This is a genomic window from Nocardiopsis alborubida, assembly GCF_012396365.1.
Classification (GTDB): domain Bacteria; phylum Actinomycetota; class Actinomycetes; order Streptosporangiales; family Streptosporangiaceae; genus Nocardiopsis; species Nocardiopsis alborubida.
This window is the reverse complement of record NZ_JAAXPG010000020.1, coordinates 54,858-71,226: the sequence shown is the minus strand read 5'-3', so window position 1 is coordinate 71,226 and position 16,369 is coordinate 54,858. Positions and strand designations below refer to the sequence as shown.

The 16,369-nt window shown below is 69.1% G+C and carries 18 protein-coding genes; 7 read left to right on the top strand and 11 right to left on the bottom strand.

Annotated features, from left to right (window positions below):
• Nucleotides 1-36: 36 nt before the first annotated feature.
• From HGB44_RS20520 to HGB44_RS20510, 3 genes are all read right to left on the bottom strand, one after another.
• Entirely contained in the window at nucleotides 37-1,173 is a 1,137-nt protein-coding gene (locus tag HGB44_RS20520) for a DUF6183 family protein (RefSeq protein ID WP_061080173.1), read from the bottom strand.
• Nucleotides 1,174-1,341: 168 nt separating this feature from the next.
• Complete coding sequence (locus tag HGB44_RS20515) at nucleotides 1,342-1,701, bottom strand: MmcQ/YjbR family DNA-binding protein (RefSeq protein WP_061080172.1); 360 nt, start codon at nucleotides 1,699-1,701, stop codon at nucleotides 1,342-1,344.
• 114 nt (nucleotides 1,702-1,815) lie between these two features.
• On the bottom strand, nucleotides 1,816-2,364 hold the full coding sequence (locus HGB44_RS20510; RefSeq protein ID WP_061080171.1) for a CG0192-related protein: 549 nt from the start codon (nucleotides 2,362-2,364) through the stop codon (nucleotides 1,816-1,818).
• A gap of 188 nt (nucleotides 2,365-2,552) precedes the next feature.
• Here HGB44_RS20510 and HGB44_RS20505 point away from each other — a divergent pair, with 188 nt between their 5' ends.
• Entirely contained in the window at nucleotides 2,553-3,773 is a 1,221-nt protein-coding gene (locus HGB44_RS20505; protein ID WP_168444083.1) for a hypothetical protein, read from the top strand.
• A 270-nt stretch (nucleotides 3,774-4,043) separates the two neighbouring features.
• Here the strand turns inward: HGB44_RS20505 and HGB44_RS20500 are convergent, their stop codons facing one another.
• Entirely contained in the window at nucleotides 4,044-4,868 is an 825-nt protein-coding gene (locus HGB44_RS20500; protein ID WP_061080169.1) for a peptidoglycan recognition protein family protein, read from the bottom strand.
• Between the two features lie 278 nt (nucleotides 4,869-5,146).
• Nucleotides 5,147-5,602 carry a MerR family transcriptional regulator gene (locus HGB44_RS20495; RefSeq protein WP_082768309.1) on the bottom strand — a complete coding sequence of 152 codons (456 nt, stop codon included), beginning with the start codon at nucleotides 5,600-5,602 and terminating at the stop codon, nucleotides 5,147-5,149.
• 98 nt (nucleotides 5,603-5,700) lie between these two features.
• Here HGB44_RS20495 and HGB44_RS20490 point away from each other — a divergent pair, with 98 nt between their 5' ends.
• Nucleotides 5,701-6,036: an EthD domain-containing protein gene (locus HGB44_RS20490; protein ID WP_061080168.1), complete on the top strand. Its 336-nt coding sequence runs from the start codon at nucleotides 5,701-5,703 to the stop codon at nucleotides 6,034-6,036.
• A 26-nt stretch (nucleotides 6,037-6,062) separates the two neighbouring features.
• On the opposite strand, the gene HGB44_RS31630 is transcribed toward HGB44_RS20490, so the two are convergent.
• Both HGB44_RS31630 and HGB44_RS20480 read right to left on the bottom strand, forming a co-directional pair.
• Nucleotides 6,063-6,743 (bottom strand): BRCT domain-containing protein, encoded by a 681-nt coding sequence (locus HGB44_RS31630; protein WP_061080167.1) that lies wholly within the window; start codon nucleotides 6,741-6,743, stop codon nucleotides 6,063-6,065.
• 185 nt (nucleotides 6,744-6,928) lie between these two features.
• Nucleotides 6,929-7,171, bottom strand: a complete 243-nt coding sequence (locus HGB44_RS20480; protein ID WP_061080166.1) for a DUF262 domain-containing protein — start codon at nucleotides 7,169-7,171, stop codon at nucleotides 6,929-6,931.
• Nucleotides 7,172-7,537: 366 nt separating this feature from the next.
• On the opposite strand from HGB44_RS20480, the gene HGB44_RS20475 reads away from it, so the two are divergent.
• Entirely contained in the window at nucleotides 7,538-8,326 is a 789-nt protein-coding gene (locus HGB44_RS20475; RefSeq protein ID WP_061080165.1) for an oxidoreductase, read from the top strand.
• Nucleotides 8,327-8,426: 100 nt separating this feature from the next.
• Nucleotides 8,427-9,170, top strand: a complete 744-nt coding sequence (locus tag HGB44_RS20470) for an SDR family oxidoreductase (RefSeq protein WP_061080164.1) — start codon at nucleotides 8,427-8,429, stop codon at nucleotides 9,168-9,170.
• A gap of 306 nt (nucleotides 9,171-9,476) precedes the next feature.
• On the opposite strand, the gene HGB44_RS20465 is transcribed toward HGB44_RS20470, so the two are convergent.
• Nucleotides 9,477-10,373: a LysR family transcriptional regulator gene (locus HGB44_RS20465; RefSeq protein WP_061080163.1), complete on the bottom strand. Its 897-nt coding sequence runs from the start codon at nucleotides 10,371-10,373 to the stop codon at nucleotides 9,477-9,479.
• Nucleotides 10,374-10,697: 324 nt separating this feature from the next.
• Between HGB44_RS20465 and HGB44_RS20460 the strand changes: the two genes are divergently transcribed.
• The 3 genes from HGB44_RS20460 to HGB44_RS20450 all read left to right on the top strand — a co-directional run bounded on the left by HGB44_RS20460 (nucleotide 10,698) and on the right by HGB44_RS20450 (nucleotide 13,233).
• A complete protein-coding gene (locus HGB44_RS20460) occupies nucleotides 10,698-11,297 on the top strand; it encodes a hypothetical protein (RefSeq protein ID WP_231972388.1) in 600 nt (199 codons plus the stop codon).
• Between the two features lie 420 nt (nucleotides 11,298-11,717).
• Nucleotides 11,718-12,335, top strand: coding sequence for a DUF1707 SHOCT-like domain-containing protein (locus HGB44_RS20455; protein ID WP_061080161.1), 618 nt, complete (start codon nucleotides 11,718-11,720; stop codon nucleotides 12,333-12,335).
• Nucleotides 12,336-13,062: 727 nt separating this feature from the next.
• Complete coding sequence (locus HGB44_RS20450; protein ID WP_168444082.1) at nucleotides 13,063-13,233, top strand: hypothetical protein; 171 nt, start codon at nucleotides 13,063-13,065, stop codon at nucleotides 13,231-13,233.
• A gap of 220 nt (nucleotides 13,234-13,453) precedes the next feature.
• On the opposite strand, the gene HGB44_RS20445 is transcribed toward HGB44_RS20450, so the two are convergent.
• The 3 genes from HGB44_RS20445 to HGB44_RS20435 form a co-directional block, all read right to left on the bottom strand.
• Nucleotides 13,454-15,388, bottom strand: coding sequence for an N-6 DNA methylase (locus HGB44_RS20445; protein WP_168444081.1), 1,935 nt, complete (start codon nucleotides 15,386-15,388; stop codon nucleotides 13,454-13,456).
• A gap of 11 nt (nucleotides 15,389-15,399) precedes the next feature.
• The gene (locus HGB44_RS20440) at nucleotides 15,400-15,984 is read right to left on the bottom strand and encodes a restriction endonuclease subunit S (RefSeq protein ID WP_168444080.1); all 585 of its coding nucleotides are present in this window, start codon (nucleotides 15,982-15,984) and stop codon (nucleotides 15,400-15,402) included.
• A gap of 120 nt (nucleotides 15,985-16,104) precedes the next feature.
• Nucleotides 16,105-16,368, bottom strand: coding sequence for a hypothetical protein (locus tag HGB44_RS20435; RefSeq protein WP_061080157.1), 264 nt, complete (start codon nucleotides 16,366-16,368; stop codon nucleotides 16,105-16,107).
• Nucleotide 16,369: the final 1 nt, after the last annotated feature.

Below are 16,369 nucleotides of genomic sequence, written 5' to 3'. Positions count from 1 at the left end.
AAGCGGAGTGCGCGGAGCACTTTCGTCGGGCGCAGGTCAGTCCGTGTCCGTGGCGGCCAGCACCGCGAGCCGTCGACGCCCGGGGGCGACGGCGACCAGACCGATGTCCCACATCACCTGGTCGAACCAGTCCGTGCTGCCTCCGAAGCTGTACCAGAAGCACTCCGACGCCCTCTGCTCCACTTCGGCGGGCATCGAGTCATGGTCGGCATAGGAGAGTGCGGCCAGCGACCGCCAGGCCGCCAGCCGCCCGTAGGCCCCGTGCTCGCCCGTGTTGTAGGCCCCGCCGGTCGACGCCGCGATGAAGAGCAAGCGCCAGACCAGGTCCGGCCGGAAAGGAGAAAGCGAGAGCCGCGCGCGGGTGCCCGGTCCCTTCAGACAGTCCAGTCCCAGCGCCATCAGCGCGTCCTTGAGGGTGTCGGCGGTGAGCGGTGCGTCGAGGTCGTAGGTTCTGGCCTCGACGCGCCCGTTGGACTCCTCGGCCCAGTTGGCGACGGCTGCGGAGATGGGCACCGCCGTCTCCGCCGTGGTCTCGGTCGCTGGGAAGACACGTGGTGCGGTGCCGGACGAGGTCGGGACTCCCCCCTGGTGTCGGCGCAGTACCGAACGACTGCCTCCGCCGGGAAGGTCTTCGGCCAGCGCGGCCCTCTCCAGGTCGGTCAGCGACAGCGGCAGCCAGCGGAGCGGGTGATACTGCCAGTGCGGTGACCTCGCCCACCGCGCGACCGCCGGCACCTCCCCGACCGCCACCCCGGCGAGCACCATTTCGTGGACGAGGCAGGCCCGAAGCCCCTCCGGGGCGCCCGCGTGCGGGCTGCCGCCGGTGAAGAGGGCGGCCAGGTCCTCGGGGGCCCGGCTGGCGGCGAGCAGGGACGCCGTGTAGCGTGCCCACCTCCGGTCAAGGGACGTGACAGAGGCGGCGAGTCGGAGCGCGTGCCCGGTGTCCCCTTCACCGGGTGACGTGATCAGCAGGCGCAGGAGGTGGGGCAGGACGCTGCGGTACTGCCACGTCTGAGCGGTGAGGGAGCCGTACCGCTTCGCCAGGGCGATCCCGAGGTCGGCCGCGAAGGCGGCATCACCTTCGGCGAGGCTGCGCTCCGCCTCGGCCCATACCTTGGTCACACTCTTCATACGGGGCAGATCGGCCACGATCTCCTGGATACGGTCGCTCACACCGGGAGCCTACAGAGGAGGAAGGGCCCCTCCCCCGCGGGTCGGACAGCCGTGGGGCCCGTCGGCACCTATCCCGCGGCCCACAGAACACAGGATCCGGCACGGGCCGACGGGCGGGGCCGATCCCTTGAGCACCGGGCCGGGCGAAGGACCTGCCCGTGGTCCGGGTCAGGCCCGGACCAGGGACGCCGGGGTCGGCGGGGCGGCCACCAACTCCTCGGGCGCGGTCAGGTACCAGGCCTCCAGGGTGAGCTCGCTGAGCTCGTCCAGGTCGATCCCGTCGAGGTGGACGACCACCCAGCCGAACCCGCCCGCGGTGAACTGCACCTCGAACACCTCGGGCCGCTCGGCCACCAGCGCGGTCTGCTCCAGCAGGGTCTGCTTCAGCCCCACGGTGGCGGTGCGCGGCCACAGGTAGCCGAAGGGCCTGCCGCGCACGCGGAACGTCGTGTACTGGTCCGAGTCCTTGGACTCGCACTCCGGCAGAGCACTCACCAACCGCACGAACCGCTCGATCTCCACACTCATGGGAGGAGCCAACCACACGCCGCCGACAGGTCCGCGCGCGGTGGGTGGTCACCCGTCGGCGCCGGGACCGGGCCCGGCGCCGGTGATCCCCGCTCGGGCGGAAGAATCCGCAGGTCAGGCCAGCGCCGCGACCACCGCCTGCTCGTCGCCCCACCGGGCGAGAAGCCGTGGCCCTCCCTCGGGTTCATCGTCCAGGACCCGCTGGATCAGTACCCGACCGTCCTGGGAGGAGCCGGTGCCGGGCTCCCTGGAGACCACGACCTGCTGAGGCCTGTTCTCCAGACGGCGGCCCTCCTCCCAGACCTCCAGCTCCGCCTGCTCCTGCTCGCCCGTCAGCGCCCGCCGGAAACACGCGACCGCCACCTCGTCCTTGGTGCCGTCGTAGACCCAGCGCGTTCCCAGGACGGAGTGCTCCAGGGTGCCGACGAGGTGGTCCTCGCGGCCGGGAAGGGGCGCGCCCCGGTAGGTCAGCGGCAGGTGGAGCAAGCGGTCCCCGCGCCGGATCAGGAACACCTCCACCCCGACCTCGCCTTCCGGGTCGTCGAACCGGTACGCGCCGAGGATCTCGCCGGGCCCCTGGCCCGCCCACGGCTGGCCGTCCAGCCAGGCGCCGATCAGCTCGGGTTTGCTCGGTGTGAGAGTGGCCTTGTGGATGATCGCCATGGGCACCAGTATCCGGCACCGGCGTTCGGGCGGGAAGCCGGCCTACCGCGAGCCCCTCCCCCGGCCGTCCGGGCGCGGGGACGCACCTGAACGCGGCGGCGTCCCCAGGTCACACCGGCGGGACTCCGAACCGTCACCCCGTTTCCCTAGGGTCATGGCGACCAGCAGGCGAGGAAGGGGAACCGCACGTGACGCACCTACAACCCATCTGTCTCCCGGAAGCGTTCGTCCGTAACCGGGGAGTCGACCCGGCCAACGTGTTCGGGTGGAAACACCACGCGGTGTGCACGGGCCCGGAGGGGGAGCGCTACGTCCTCTCCGAGATCGGTTACAACCCCTACCGGTACGACGACGCCGACCGTGACAAGGAGGAGACCTTCGGACACGTGCTGGCACGGTACGCCCCGGACGGGACCCCGGTCGCCCAGGTCTTCCTGGACTGGGGGAGCTCCGACTCGATCGTCGGTGACGGGGGCTACCACCCGGGTTCGCTGAGCCTCCTCCCGGACGGTCGGGTCCTGTACTCCATGCGGAACGACCGGACGTTCGCCTTCACCCCGGCGCTCGACGCGATGGAGGAGGTCACGGCGCCCGGGGCGAAGCGGTGGGCGTTCAGGACGCGCCTGACACCGTCCGGACGCGCGCTGTGCCTGCTCGGCGACAACACGGTGGCGCTCTCCCCCGAACCGGTCGGAACGAAGCTGCCCGCGCTCACCGCGGTGACCGCGCTGATGCGTGAGCGGCCTCCCCTGGGCCACGCGCCCCGCTACTGCCCGCCGTCCGGTGCGTCAGGGGAGGGAACGCCCCGGACAGAGCTGGTCGAGCAGCTCGGGGCGGCGTACGGGACCGGTCTGGGAGGTCCGGATCCGGAGAACGTGCGGGACGTCGTGCCGATCGACGACTCCACCTTCGTGGTCGTGACGGTCGGCTGGTCGAAGTGGTCCGGTCGACGCGGCGGCGACTTCCTGTTCGCACTGGTGGACGCCGACGGCACACTGCTGGGGCACCTCGACCTCCACACCTACTGGGACTCCGCGGCCCGCGGCACACGCTACGACGTGGTCGCGGACCAGGGACGGCGCCGCGTCTTCCACCTCAACACCTTCGGCCTGTACGCGTTCGACGGCTCCGGAAACAGGACGCTGCACCTGTCCACCGAGGACAAGGAGTACAAGCCCCTCGCCCACTTCCAGCTGCGCGAGTTCGACCCGACCGGGTCACTGGTGCTCGTCCACGAGAAGCAGCACCTCCTGCTGACCGTCCCGGTGCCCGACGACCTGGCCGAGCTGCCCGGCGCCGTCGTCGACGCGCTCGCGCACTTCCGGAAGGCACGGACGCGGCTGAAGAAGGTGCACCAGCCGCAGAACTGGTACTGGAGGACTTCCGGGATCCCGCTTCCCTCCTTCTGAGTCCCGGGACCAGCACCCGGCGCGTGTGGGCCGCCGGACACGGGGGCTCGGTGTCCGCAGCACAGGAGGGGCGGCCGGTTCGGCGGGACCCGCCGGGCCGGGTGCGCCCAGGTCGTGTTCCTTGGACCGTTTCGGGCTCGCGACCGCCGGGCTGCCTCTCGCTGTGCCGGTTCCGCTGGAGAAGCCAACCTGGCTGACCTGCGCGAACCGCCTTGCGAGAGATTGCCCGGACGGCCGCTCGCTGATCCGAAAACCTCCGCGGAACACTCCCTAGCGGGAGAAGTCGTCCGGCCCCCGGGCTGGACCGTGGTAGAACTCGCGCTCCGGCTCGTCGTCGGGCACGGGCGGGTAGGTGGGACCGTCCTCACCCGGTTCCTGGCGGGCGGCGATGGCGATGCCCCGGGCCCGCATCGTCTGGGCGGCCCTGTCGCGCAGCTCGGGAAGCCTCGAATACAGCACGTTGCCGGGGCAGGCGGTGGCGTTGAAGTCCCGGTGGCCCAGGATGGCGCTGTGGGGGTTGAGTCCGTACGCGCCGCACAGCCACGCCAGGGTCTGCACCAGCGCGTCGGTCAGGGCCGTGGTCGGACCCACGCTCGTGTACAGGCCCTCGTTCTCGATGCCGATGCAGGTGCTGTTGTTGTTGGCCACGTGGGCGCCCACGACGTGGTTGCCCGCCGCGATGGCTTCCGGCGTGCGGTCGCGGCCCTCCATGACGTAGCCGCCGCGGCTGATGGTCAGCTGCTGGCCGGTGTCGCTCCACCCGTTGGTGTCCATGTGGTGGTTCTGGATCGACCTGGACAGGTTCAGGGCGTGGTCGAGTGTGTAGTTGGTGCTGTTGGGCGTCGCGGTGTGGTGGACCACGATGTAGCGGGGCGGGGCGGCCAGAACCTGGATGGGACTGCTCGGCGGGCGCGCGCCCCAGGCGCCCCGCCAGTACAGGTACGGCTGGGCCGCCTGGACGGAGGCGCTCGTGTCGGCTGGCCGGGCGAAGGCGCTCGTGGCGCCGACCGCACCGAGGGCGGCGGTGACTGAGGCGATGGTGGCTCCGCGCAGGATGCTGCGCCTGTCCGGACCTGACCTGTGGGTGTTGGTCATGTGGATCCTCGGGGGATAGCGGGGGTTACTTGCCAGTTCATGAAAAAACATGAACCCCACAGTGCGCAAAGGGTCACATCGCGTATTTCTGTGGCCGCTTCCGGCCAGAGAGCCAGCACACAGCCCCTATGGCCAGCTCTCCTTCGATGTTGTACGGGCGACAGAGATGGCGGAAGGGAGAATCCCCGCGATTCCCGCTCCTTTCGGCCCTTCTGTGGCCGAGGGTCGCCTGGTTGGGCGGTCGATGGCTGGCCGCCGCGGGGCGGTGGGACCCCGCCTCAGGTCGCGGAGCGCACACGAACCCGGGCAGGGTCCTCGCTCTCCACGGAAGCGCCCGTGTCCAGCCCGTATGGATCTGAGTCCTGAGGACTCCGGGGTTCTGGCTGATGTGCGGCCGTGGCGTCGATGAGTCCGTCAAGCGCTGCCACGGCCGCCGACAGTTCCTCGATGGTCACACGCAACCGGCCGCGCTCGCGTTCCATCACCGTCTGCGCGCGCTGAGCCACCATCCGCGAGGGGGAGCGCTCCATACACGGAACCAACTCGGCGATCGTCGCACTGGTGAGCTTGGCCGCGTAGAAGGTCTGGATCAGACGGACCCGGCGGACGTGGTCCTCCTCGTAGAGACGCTGACCGCTCGGCGACCGGCGAACCTCGATGAGCCCTTGCTGCTCGTAGTACCGCAACGACCGCCGACTGACGCCCGCCCGTTCCGCGACCTCACCGATCCGCATCGACTCTCCTCTTGCCCATGACACTGATGTCACCGTTTAGCCTACCGATGCGCCCACCGCACATCCGTTCCAGGCGCCTATCACTTTCAAGGACCCCTGTGATCAAGTTCGCTTTCCTCATCAACCGTCTGCCCGGAATGACAGTAGAGGAATTCCAGCGCTATCACCGCGACAGGCATGCGCCCCTGTTCACCTCCATTCCCGAAACGGAGAGGTACGTGCGCAAGTACGCCGTCTCGCATCCGATCGCGGCCGACGGCTACCCGGATCCGGCCTACGATGGACTGACCGAGATCTGGTTCGACTCGTGGGACGACCACGACTCCTTCTTCGCATCCGTGAACTACAAGACCAGGGTCAATCCCGATGAGTCGAAGTTCATCGACTTCTCGAACGTCGGCGTGATGGTCACCAACGAAACCATCGTCAAGTAGCACCCATCCCTCACGCGCGCGGGGTGTCAGTCGGAAGGACTCGACATCCCGCGCGGCGCCGCGGACCGATCGAGCTGCCCCGAGGTTTCCGGACAGGGGCCCAGTAAAATGGGCTCGTGAGGAAACGAGGGGGACGTGGACAGGGAAATCAATGACTCACCAGCGTTTCGCGCGGAACCGATACGCCTGGTGGTCGGAACCCGGGGACCGGTCGTCCGGGTCGTGAAAGACCTCGGCCCCAGCTCCGAAACGCTTCGCAACGGGGTCCGGCGGCTCTGCGACGCGTGCTCGCGCCCGTGCTCCGCCTTGTCGACGGCAGCCTTCAGCAGGTCCCAGGCCTCGGCGGGGGTCGCCACCCGGATGTCCGCCTCCCGGGCCCTGCGGACCTTCGCGTCGTCCGTCCCCGGTTCGGCGATGACCAGACGCACCGTCTTGGTGACGTTCACCCCGACCGTCGCGCCGTGGGACACCGCGAAGTCCACGACCGCGTTGACCGACCCGTCCTCCCCCACGGGAACGACGCGCCAGCCCTTGAGCAGCCCGTTCCTGCGCGCCTTCTCCTGGTCCGCGACGTAGAGCAGGTCCTGGATGACGTGTCCCGCGCCCGGGTTCTTGGCGGCCCTCTCCAGCTCCCTGAGTTCGGTGGAGGTCACCCGCCCGTCGGCCTCGGCGCGGGCGCGGGCCTCCAGGAGCACCTGCTCGTGCACCCGGCGCACCGTGGACCGGGTGAACCCCGCCCGGGTCGCGAGCGGGGAGAGCCGTGCGCCTCGTCGGCGGCGATCTCGTGCAGCAGGTCGGTGGTCGCGGGTTTCTCCCGGTGTACGAACTCGCGGAATTCGAGGAAGAGCCGGTCCGGAGCGACCTCGCGACGCAGCTTCATGGTCAGCCACGCTTAGAGGAATACGTCGACGCGGGGCCGCAGACGCCGCCCCTGGCCCGCCTTGAGGCGCCAGCAGTCGTAGTCGAGCGGTGCCCAGCACTCGCGGTAGAGGCGGTGGATGTCGGCGTCCTGCGCCTCGGCCATCTGGAACGGCAGGTTCTTGACCAGGTCCGCCGCCAGGAGGGGACTGCCCCGGTGGTTGAGGGTCTCGAAGATGACCTGGGCGTTGCCACCGGGCTCCGGGTCGGTGACCACCAGGCGCAGGTGGGGGCGGTATGGCCCTCCCCACCGACCCTCCCGGACTCCCCCGGCCCCAGGGCGAAGCGTGAGGACAGGGCACGGAGTGCGACGACGGACTCCTCATCCGCGAGCACACCGCTCAACTGCCGCAGGGCTTCGGGGCCGCTCAGCCCGCCGTCTTGCACCACGGTGTCACCGAGGTGCCATAGGAAACCTCTATGGCACCGACTCATATTCCGTCTTTGCCTTTCGATCTTTTCCGAACGTACCGTTGAACAGGACGACGAGGCGCCCACCGCGATTCATCCGAGAATTCGCGCCCTGCGCGCCCCGCTCCTTTCCCGCCGAGCGGGCGGACAAGAAATCGAGAGGCACTCTGGCATGACCAAGATCGAGAACGGACCGGGAACGCAGGAATTCTCGGGAAAGAGGGCCCTGGTCACAGGCGGTTCTCGCGGAATCGGAGCGGCCATCGTGCGCCGACTCCTGGATGCGGGTGCCGAGGTGCTCACGACCGCACGGTCGGCGACGGGCACGGTGCCGGAGGGAGCCGCCTTCGTGGAGGCCGACGTGCGGACACGGGCCGGAGCGGAGGCGCTCGCCGCGACCGCGCGGGAGGTGCTGGGCGGGGTGGACGTCCTGGTCCACAACGCGGGCGGGGCGCGACCCCACGAAGGCTCCTCGGTCATCCCCGACGAGGAGTGGCAGGACGCGCTGGACCTGAACTACCTGGCGTCAGTGCGACTGGACTCGCTGCTGGTACCGGGCATGCGGGAACGGCGTTCGGGAGCGATCGTGCACGTCTCCTCGGCCGCGGCCCTCACCCCGTCGGGGCCGTTCCTGCACTACACCGCGGCGAAGGCGGCGCTGGAGAACTACAGCCGGGGACTGGCCCTGGAGTTGGCCCCGTTCGGGGTCCAGGTCAACACGGTGGCCCCCGGCAGGGTCGCCACCCCCGGTGGCGAGGCGACGCGGGAGCAGTGGGCGAAGGTGTCCGCGCGCTTGGGAGGGGCGTCGGCGGAGAGCAACGCCGACGGCGTCCCTCCGCTGGGGCGCAACGGCCGGCCCGACGACATCGCCGGCGCGGTGCTGTTCCTCGTGTCCGAGCGGGCGAACTGGCTGACCGGGAGAAAAATCACCGTGGACGGCAGCGAATTCCCCATGGGCTGACGCCGAAGGAATTCCAGAACTCCGGTTTAGGCGAAAAAAATTCACTGACCTGCCCCGGGGCGCACCACGCCCTTGGGACAAGAAAAGAAGGAATCCTGCAATGGGCGAGTACAGCGGCAAGAACGTGGTGATCACGGGTGGCGGCAGCGGCATGGGGTTCGCGATAGCGAAGCTGCTGGTGGACGGCGGAGCCCGCGTGGTGATCACCGGCCGTTCCCAGGCGACGCTCGACGCCGCGCGGGAGCGGATCGGTGGGAACGCGGTGGCGGTCCGGGGCGATGTGTCCTCACTGCCTGACCTGGATGCTCTGGCTGACCGGGTGAAGGGTGAACTCGGCACGGTCGAGGCCCTGTTCGTCAACGCCGGCATCGCGCCCCCCACGCCCTTCGAGTCGACGACCGAGGAGATGTACGACGAGTTGTTCGCGATCAACGTCAAGGGCGCCTACTTCACCGTGCAAAAGCTCGCCCCGCTGCTGAGCACGGGCGCCGGTGTCGTCCTCACCACCTCGATCGCGAACGTCATCGGCATGTTGGACGCCAGTGTCTACGCGGCCGGCAAGGCGGCGCTGCGCTCGATGGCCCGCAGCCTCTCCCGCGAACTGCTTCCGCGCGGAATCCGGGTCAACGCGATCAGCCCCGGCCCCGTCGACACGGGGGTTCTGGAGAACACGATGTCCGAAGAGGCCGCCGAGCGGTTCAAGGCGGAGCGGGTCGCGGACAATCCCATGCGGCGTTTCGGCACCACCGAGGAGATCGCCGTGGCGGCCGCCTTCCTCGCCTTCGACGCCACCTACACCACCGGTACCGAACTCGCCGTGGACGGTGGCGCCAGCCAGCTCTGAGCCCGCCCCACCTGTTCGGTCATGGACTCAGACCCGGATGCGACCGGCCGGGAGGCACTCGCCACGACCGCCCAGGGGCGTCCGCCGTCGTCCCGCGCACACCGTCAGGACCCGGCCCGGTCACCCGGCCCCGGTGTCCGTCCTCCGGGACGGCGGACCGGTTCACGGCGGCACGGTCGGCGGGGCCGTCGGGGCACGCACCGACGACCCCGCCGGTGGGACCCGCCGTGCCGCACACGCCGGGTCAGCGCGGCGGTCGGCCCCCTCGCGGTGCTTGCGGCGCTCCGGCCGCTCCCCTCCCGGCGGTCAGGGCACCGGTGAGAGGGATGCGGTGCTGTGCCAGGTCTCCTGACGCAGGAGTTCGAGCAGGGCCGTCTCCCCCGGGCCCGCGCCCTGCCACACCACGGCGATGACCGGCTGGAACACGGCGGGGGACACCGGACGCGCGAGGTGCTCGTAACCGTGGGGCACCGCGGAGGCCGGGACGAGCGTCACCCCCAGACCGTGGGCGGCCCAGCGCACGGCCGTCGCCGTCTGGGATACGCGGGCGGCCGTACTCGGGGTCAGCTCGTTGTCCCGCAGCACGTCCAGCAGCACGCCGTCGAGTGCGCTGTCACGGTCGAACCTCACCCACGACTCCCCCTCCAGTTCGCGCAGACCGATCCGGTCCTCGGCGAGCAGCCGGTGCCCCTCACCCAGCACCACGACGAACTCCTCGTCTCCGAGGTGATGGGCGGTGACGGGGCTTCGCCTGCACGCCGCCATCAGGACGAGGTCCACCACGCCCCGGCGGCACAGTCGGTCAAGTTCGGCAGAGCTCGGCTCCTCGAAGACGGTGACCTCCAGACGCGGGAAGCGGCGGCGTAGCGCCTCCAGCGCGCCCGGCAGCTGACGCGTGCCAAAGCCCATCTGCACCACGATCACCAGCTCGCCCACCAGCTCATCGGCGCCGGCCCGCGCCGTCGCCGTCGCCCGCCGTGCCGCGCTCACCGCGACCTCCGCCTCCCGCAGGAACGCGCGGCCCACCACGGTGGGCACCAGTCCGGTCGGTGTGCGGGAGAACAGTTTCACGCCGAGCTCCCGCTCCAGGGCGCGGATCTGCTGGGACAACGAGGGTTGGGCGACGTGCAGCGACTCCGCCGCCGCCGTCACCGAGCCCTCCTCGGCAACGGCCAGGGCGTACTCGTACTGGCGAAGGCTCATCGGCTCCCGTCCTCTCCCCCGCGGTGGACCGTGGTCCACCCTCTCTCATCGCTGCGATGGCGGGTGTCACAACGCGGGAGGCGACGCGTTTACTCCATGCCCGTCACCGGCCGTACGGGGCGGAGGCGGTGGGGGCCGCGCCGGGCCCGAAGGGTTCGGCGGGGCCTCCGTGGCTGGCCTCCTCGTACTCGTCGTGTATGCAGCGGCCGGTGGTCCCCAATCGGACATCCGACCACCGATCCCGATCAGGCTGTGCGCCCACACGGAAGGCACCGCTCGCCTGCCGCCCACTTCTGGTCGTAACCCGCTGACATGATGTCGTCCATGTCTTCCCCTTCCTCCCCCTCTCCCTCCATGTCCCCCGGCTCCCCGCAGGCTCCGCGTAGGCGTCGTCTGCGTGGCGGCTACGTCGCGAGCCTGGTCTGCGCTGTGGTCACGCTGGTGGTCCTGGGGGTCCTGCTGGCGCTGGGTCCCTGGGTTCGCCAACCCGCACCGGACTTCATCAGCGAGGTGGACACGAACCTGTACGTCCGACTGGAGGTCGACCGGGAGGACCTCGACACCATCGGGGTCTACGGCCTGTCGTACAGCGGCTCCTGTTCGTTCACCACTCCCTCCGGCACCTCGGGGGAGCCCCAGAACCACAGCGTGAGCAGCTTCGACTACGGGGCCGAGGAGTGGCACCTGGTCCAGAGCCTGGAGGTCACCGAGAGCGGCACCTACAGCATCAGTTGCAGCAACACGACCTCCGAGTTCGGCGTCGCCTCCACGGACGTGGTCGAGAGCGCCAGAACGCGGCAGTTCATGTGGGCGATGACCTGGATCGCCCTGCCGACCCTGGGACTGGTGGCCACCGTGGCCTTCGCCGTGGTCACCCGGGTGCGCGACCGACGGGAGAGGGCCGCCGCTGCCGCACGTCCCTGATCCACGCGTGGGAGACCCCGGGGCCCGCGGGTGTGCTCCCAGGATGAGGCGCTGCTCCCCGGTTCAGTTCGATACACCAGCCCGTACACGACCGCGTGCTGTGGGGACCGCTGCTGTGTCTGGCCGACCGCTTCCGTGGCCCCGTACTCGCGAACAGAGTGGAGGCGAGGTCGGCGGGGTCCAGGTTCGATCGGCGGGCCGTCGGCGGGCCGGGGGCCGGGGTTGCACCGGTCACGGCAGGTGGCGCGGAACCGGGGAAACCGACCGGGGCAGGCCCTGAACCGCCACACCCGCAGTGACCACACATCGTGATCGGGACGGGACGGGCTGCGGACGTCACAGACCGCTCGATCGACGACTCCCGCCAGCCTCGCCCCTTGAGATGTACAGCCCGGTTCGCTGGCTCCTATCCTTGAGACCATGAACGCCCAGCCCCCGAAACCCTCTCCGCGCCCCGCTCCCTCCGGAGAGCTCCGCGCCTCCCACGACGACCGGGAAGCAGTGGTGACCCAGCTGCGCGACGCGGCAGCCGAGGGGCGCATCGACCTCGACGAGCTGGATTCGCGCCTGGAGCAGGCGCTGAAGTCCAGGACCCACGCCGAGTTGGCCGTCCTGACCGCCGACCTGCCGAAGCCGCAGTCCCCTGAGCCCCAGCCGCCGCTGGTGCTCAAGGGCGGTATGCACGGCGTGTCCCGGGGCCCCGGGCGCTGGGAGGTGCCCGGACACGTGATCGCCCACGGAGGCCTGGCGGGGGCGAAGATCGACTTCTCCCGGGCCGAGTGCCGCCTCACGGAGGTCACGGTGGAGGCGTACGGGGAGGCGGCTGGTGTCACGATCATCATCCCCGACGGCTGGACCGCGGACACCAGCGGCATGGATCCCGGCATCGGCGGCCTGAAGGACAAGACCACTCCCGACCGGCTCGCGGGGACCACGCTGATCCGGCTCACCGGGACCGGCGGCATGGCGGGAGTGGTCATCCGCCACCCCAACCGGTGGGAACGGCGCAAGCTGCACGGCAACCCGGCGCAGGACTAGCCGCCCTCACCCGAGGTCACCGACCTCCTGTCCCCCACGAGGACTTCCCCGAGTCGGCGCCGAAGACCCCGGCGAGGTCACACACGCCCCCGCGCATCCTCCTGCCGCGCGGGGGCGTGCTGGACAGCGGTCTACCTCAAGGCGCAGAAGCACCGTCGCGGGGGTCGGCTGAGCCGTGAACCCCTCCGTTCGCCCCCGCTCATGCTGTCCCGGTCCGCGACCATCACGACCGCCCCGCTCTGCACCGCCATGACCTGTGCGGGGGTGGTGGCACCCTCGGAAATCGGAGCGAACCGGTGCCGTGTGGGCTGGCCAGTGTGCTCATCGACCACCAGGTGCGCACGGGTCAAGACGCTTGTCGGGACTGCCTGACTGTGGACATACCGTCTCCCAGGGCATGTGCGGTCAGGTCTTATGTGGCCACCTGGAACGGAACGCCGCGCTGTTCAAGAAACACCTCGACTCGGGGAAGACGGTCCGCGCAGAGTGCGAAAGCCAGCAGGCGACGAGCACGTGTGGCCGCGATGTAGAGGACGTTGCGGTCCTCCGCGAGCTCCTGAGTGGCAGGGCGCTCCTAGTTCAGCCAGGAGGAGAGCAGTTCTTCACAGAAATTCCTTTCGGTCGGCTTCGGAACGATGACCAGGACGGCGTCGGCCTTCTCACTCTTGACCTGGTGGATACTGGTGACCCGGCTCGCCTCCACCGGCGCGTCAGCCTGAGGACGACTGTGGCTGCCCACCCCGTAGGCGGGGGCGGCCGACTGCGCGTCGACGGGATCGACGCCCCGCCCTTCAAGACGCCCTCCAGTGCGACCCGTGCTCTGTGCGGACACGAGATCAACGGGTGGTGCCAGTGGCAGCGCGACCGCGACGAGGCCCTCCTCAAGGGCCTGAGGTAGGTGCGCCGGGCGACACCCGTGGGCGCCGCCGGTGCGCCATCACCTCTGCGGCGTCCACGGGTCCTTGTCTGAAGACGTCGGGGGAACCCACACCGAACGTCCCGAGACGGCGGTACCCCCATGGGGTGCACCGTGAAGCGACTGGTCGTGTTCACCGGCTTGCCCCATCCGGCGTGGGGAAGACCTCGGGGCTTACCTCCGACGTTTCCCAACGGCCGCATCAACCAGGTCGTGAGCCCGGTTCCAATCCCAACTCTCGAAGCCTGGCCTCGAACCTTCGATCCGCCTCCTCACTCTGTTCCAGAAGTCGACTCAAGGGACAGCCATAACTTTCATCCCACTGGCGAACGGTCTCCACGAGCGATCTCTGACGGTTCCTGACCAGCTCTCTGATCTGTTCTTTCAAGGATCCGCTGAGCCACCGGACAAGGTCTTCCACCAGGTCCTGGCGGTCGCCGTGGAACCGGTCCCGAATCTCCTGGACGTGGTCAGCCCACCCCTGGGCGAACGCGCCGGCGAGCTCGTACTCGTCCAGTACCCCCGCTTCGGTGAGCTTCGCGCAGAAACCGTCGACCAAGCTCTGCCTGAAGGCGTCGAAGGTGGGACGTGACGTGGGCGGATGTGCCCGCCGAACGATCTCCGGCCAAGAGCGGTCGAACTCTTCGGCGAGGTGGTCGGCAACCGGTTCGCACAGTTCGGAGAGCCGTTCCGCCACATCGGCGAAACCTCCCGAACCTGGAGGTACCAGGTAGCCGTCAGTTCGCTGTTCGAGGAACTGCTCAGGGTTCAGCCCGAACGCGGCGAACGACTGCCGAGCGAGCTTCACCTCTCGTGGGGGGACACCTCCGTTCACCATGGCACCGAGGTCGAGGACGGGTACCTGCTCCGCCGAAGGTCCGATGTACCGACCGATGTTCAGGTTGTACGCGTTGTCGGCGATCTCCGCGATCGGGACCACTCGGGAGAAGCCCGGGAGCTCGGCCCGCTGGTGGAAGACACGGGCGATTTTCTCGATGTGGCGAGGTTCCAGCCGGTTCTGGTTTCGGCCCGTCACCACTTCCCGCTCAGCATTGATGAACAGGACATCAGATGTCTCCGCTCGGTTCGGGACAGGGCTCCGGAGCACGAGAAGACACGCCGGGATCGACGTCCCCTGGAAGAGGTTGGGGCCGAACCCGACAACGGCCTCGATCTCGCTCCGCTCCAGGAGCGCACGGCGGATGTGCTCCTCCTGGCCTCCGCGGAAGAGGGGGCCGTGCGCCATCGCCATGATGACCCGACCGCCTGGTCGGACCGAGGCCCGCATCTGCTGGAGCATCATCAGTTCGGACTTGGTACCCGATGTGCGACCGAGGAGGTCCTGTGGCGCCCGGTAATCGCTCTGGTCGTAGCGAAGGGAGAAGGGCGGATTGGACAGGACCCTGTCGAAGCTTCTGCCCTGGTCATCCGTGGGTCGCCATGAGGCGAGCGTGTTCTCGTGCCGAATGAGGCCGGGGTCCGTGTCGTGCAGAAGGAGGTTGACCCGGGCCAGGAACACGGCTGCCTGGTTCAGTTCGGCTCCGCTGATGGGTGTCTCTCCTCTGGCCGGGACGCCCACGTGATCCAACGCGGTGATCAGTGTCCCACCGACTCCGGCGTAGAAGTCGCCCACGACCATCCCGAGCCGGAGATCGGCAAGGCGGATGATGAGTTCGTTCACCGACCGCGGCGTGGAGAACGTGCCTCCCGTCTTTCCCTGGCGCTCGTTCGCCAGACTCAGGAAGCGCTCGAAGACCTCGCCGGTCCGGCTCTTCCTCTTCTCCGCGGGCAGGCGCAGCAACAAGTGGTGGACCGCTTCCGCCGCCTCCGCCAACCTCCCCACCGGAAACTCACGGAAAGGCGTCTCGTCGGGGAACAGGATGCTGCGATTCGCCACACGCAGCCAGTCCTGCCACTCAGCCTGCAAGGTGCTCCTCTCCCGCGAGAAGGAGGATTCGACCACCCTGGCCAGCCTGGTCTCGGGGGTGCCCGCGTTCCACGGCTCTTCGGCGCTCCCCCGGACGGTATCCGAACCCAGGACGAGCATCACGGCCACCACCCGGACGGCATCTCCCCAGCCTTTGCCCGCCAGCCTCTCGGAGATGCGCAGCAGCTCGTCGGCTTCCTTGTCCACCACGCTCGGTTCTCTCACTCGAAACCCCCTTCGAACAACGCCTCGAAAACGGATGGACGCAGCGCTTTCATACGTTCCACCACGGCGAGTCTGGCGGCGATGGCCTCGTCCATGTCCGTGAGCGTCTGCACGATTCTTTCCTGTTGCCGAAGGTTGGGAACGGCGACCTCCAGGTCGCGAAGCGCGTCGGCGTTGAACGAGGGGATGGTGCCGGACAGCGCGGGACCCTTCAAACGTTCCAGAGTGTGTGGCTGCGACAGATAGGCAGCCAGATACACGGGCATCACCTTCGCCGAGGGTTTCATGCGTACTCGCAGACAGGAGGAACCGTAGACCCATCCCTGTTGCCCCGACTCGATGACGGCCAGTCGTCCCAGGGAACCCTGTCTGACGACGAGCAGGTCATCCGTCCTCAGAAAGTACGCCTCCAAAGATCGCCTTTCCTGTTCCGGAACGCTGCGCACGTTCCGGGGATCGACCCGGTGGTTCGCGGTGAAATCGGAGGGGGTGATGACGGGAAGCCCGCGGGGGTGGTCACCGAGTTCCTTGAGGCGGGCCCCGGAGGGACCGGACTTGACCTCCGCGATCTCACCGAGCAAGCCACGCATGGGAACCGTGGGTCCTGTCGGTCGCATGGATTCTCCTCGAACTGGTCTGTGGCGCGGACGGTCGTCGCCCCGGAAGGGCGGGGGTGCCCTGCAAGGCACCCCCGAAGATGATCAAGCCTGGCAGGTGCGGCATCCGAGGAGCGGCTTAAGGGTGTTGGTCAGGAACTTCGCGGCCTTCGCCTTGTCCCCCGCGGAGACGTTGTTCACCAAGTAGAGGGCCAGCGCGCCGACGAAGGTCGCCAGGCCCTCCGGGCCGACGCCAACGAGGAGGCAGAGGGCAGTGACGGCGATGGTGAGGAAAGTGCCCGCTCGCCGAAACGACGGCATTGCCACGCTCACGCGGGACGGGGCATCATGTTCGTCGGGGGTGCTCATC

Bases quoted from the DNA above. Each gene is read 5' to 3' on its own strand.
- HGB44_RS20515 (WP_061080172.1), bottom strand. From the start codon at position 1,701: ATGAGTGTGGAGATCGAGCGGTTCGTGCGGTTGGTGAGTGCTCTGCCG.
- HGB44_RS20510 (WP_061080171.1), bottom strand. From the start codon at position 2,364: ATGGCGATCATCCACAAGGCCACTCTCACACCGAGCAAACCCGAGCTG.
- HGB44_RS20500 (WP_061080169.1), bottom strand. From the start codon at position 4,868: ATGACCAACACCCACAGGTCAGGTCCGGACAGGCGCAGCATCCTGCGC.
- HGB44_RS20495 (WP_082768309.1), bottom strand. From the start codon at position 5,602: ATGCGGATCGGTGAGGTCGCGGAACGGGCGGGCGTCAGTCGGCGGTCG.
- HGB44_RS20475 (WP_061080165.1), top strand. From the start codon at position 7,538: ATGACCAAGATCGAGAACGGACCGGGAACGCAGGAATTCTCGGGAAAG.
- HGB44_RS20470 (WP_061080164.1), top strand. From the start codon at position 8,427: ATGGGCGAGTACAGCGGCAAGAACGTGGTGATCACGGGTGGCGGCAGC.
- HGB44_RS20465 (WP_061080163.1), bottom strand. From the start codon at position 10,373: ATGAGCCTTCGCCAGTACGAGTACGCCCTGGCCGTTGCCGAGGAGGGC.
- HGB44_RS20460 (WP_231972388.1), top strand. From the start codon at position 10,698: ATGTCTTCCCCTTCCTCCCCCTCTCCCTCCATGTCCCCCGGCTCCCCG.
- HGB44_RS20455 (WP_061080161.1), top strand. From the start codon at position 11,718: ATGAACGCCCAGCCCCCGAAACCCTCTCCGCGCCCCGCTCCCTCCGGA.
- HGB44_RS20435 (WP_061080157.1), bottom strand. From the start codon at position 16,368: ATGAGCACCCCCGACGAACATGATGCCCCGTCCCGCGTGAGCGTGGCA.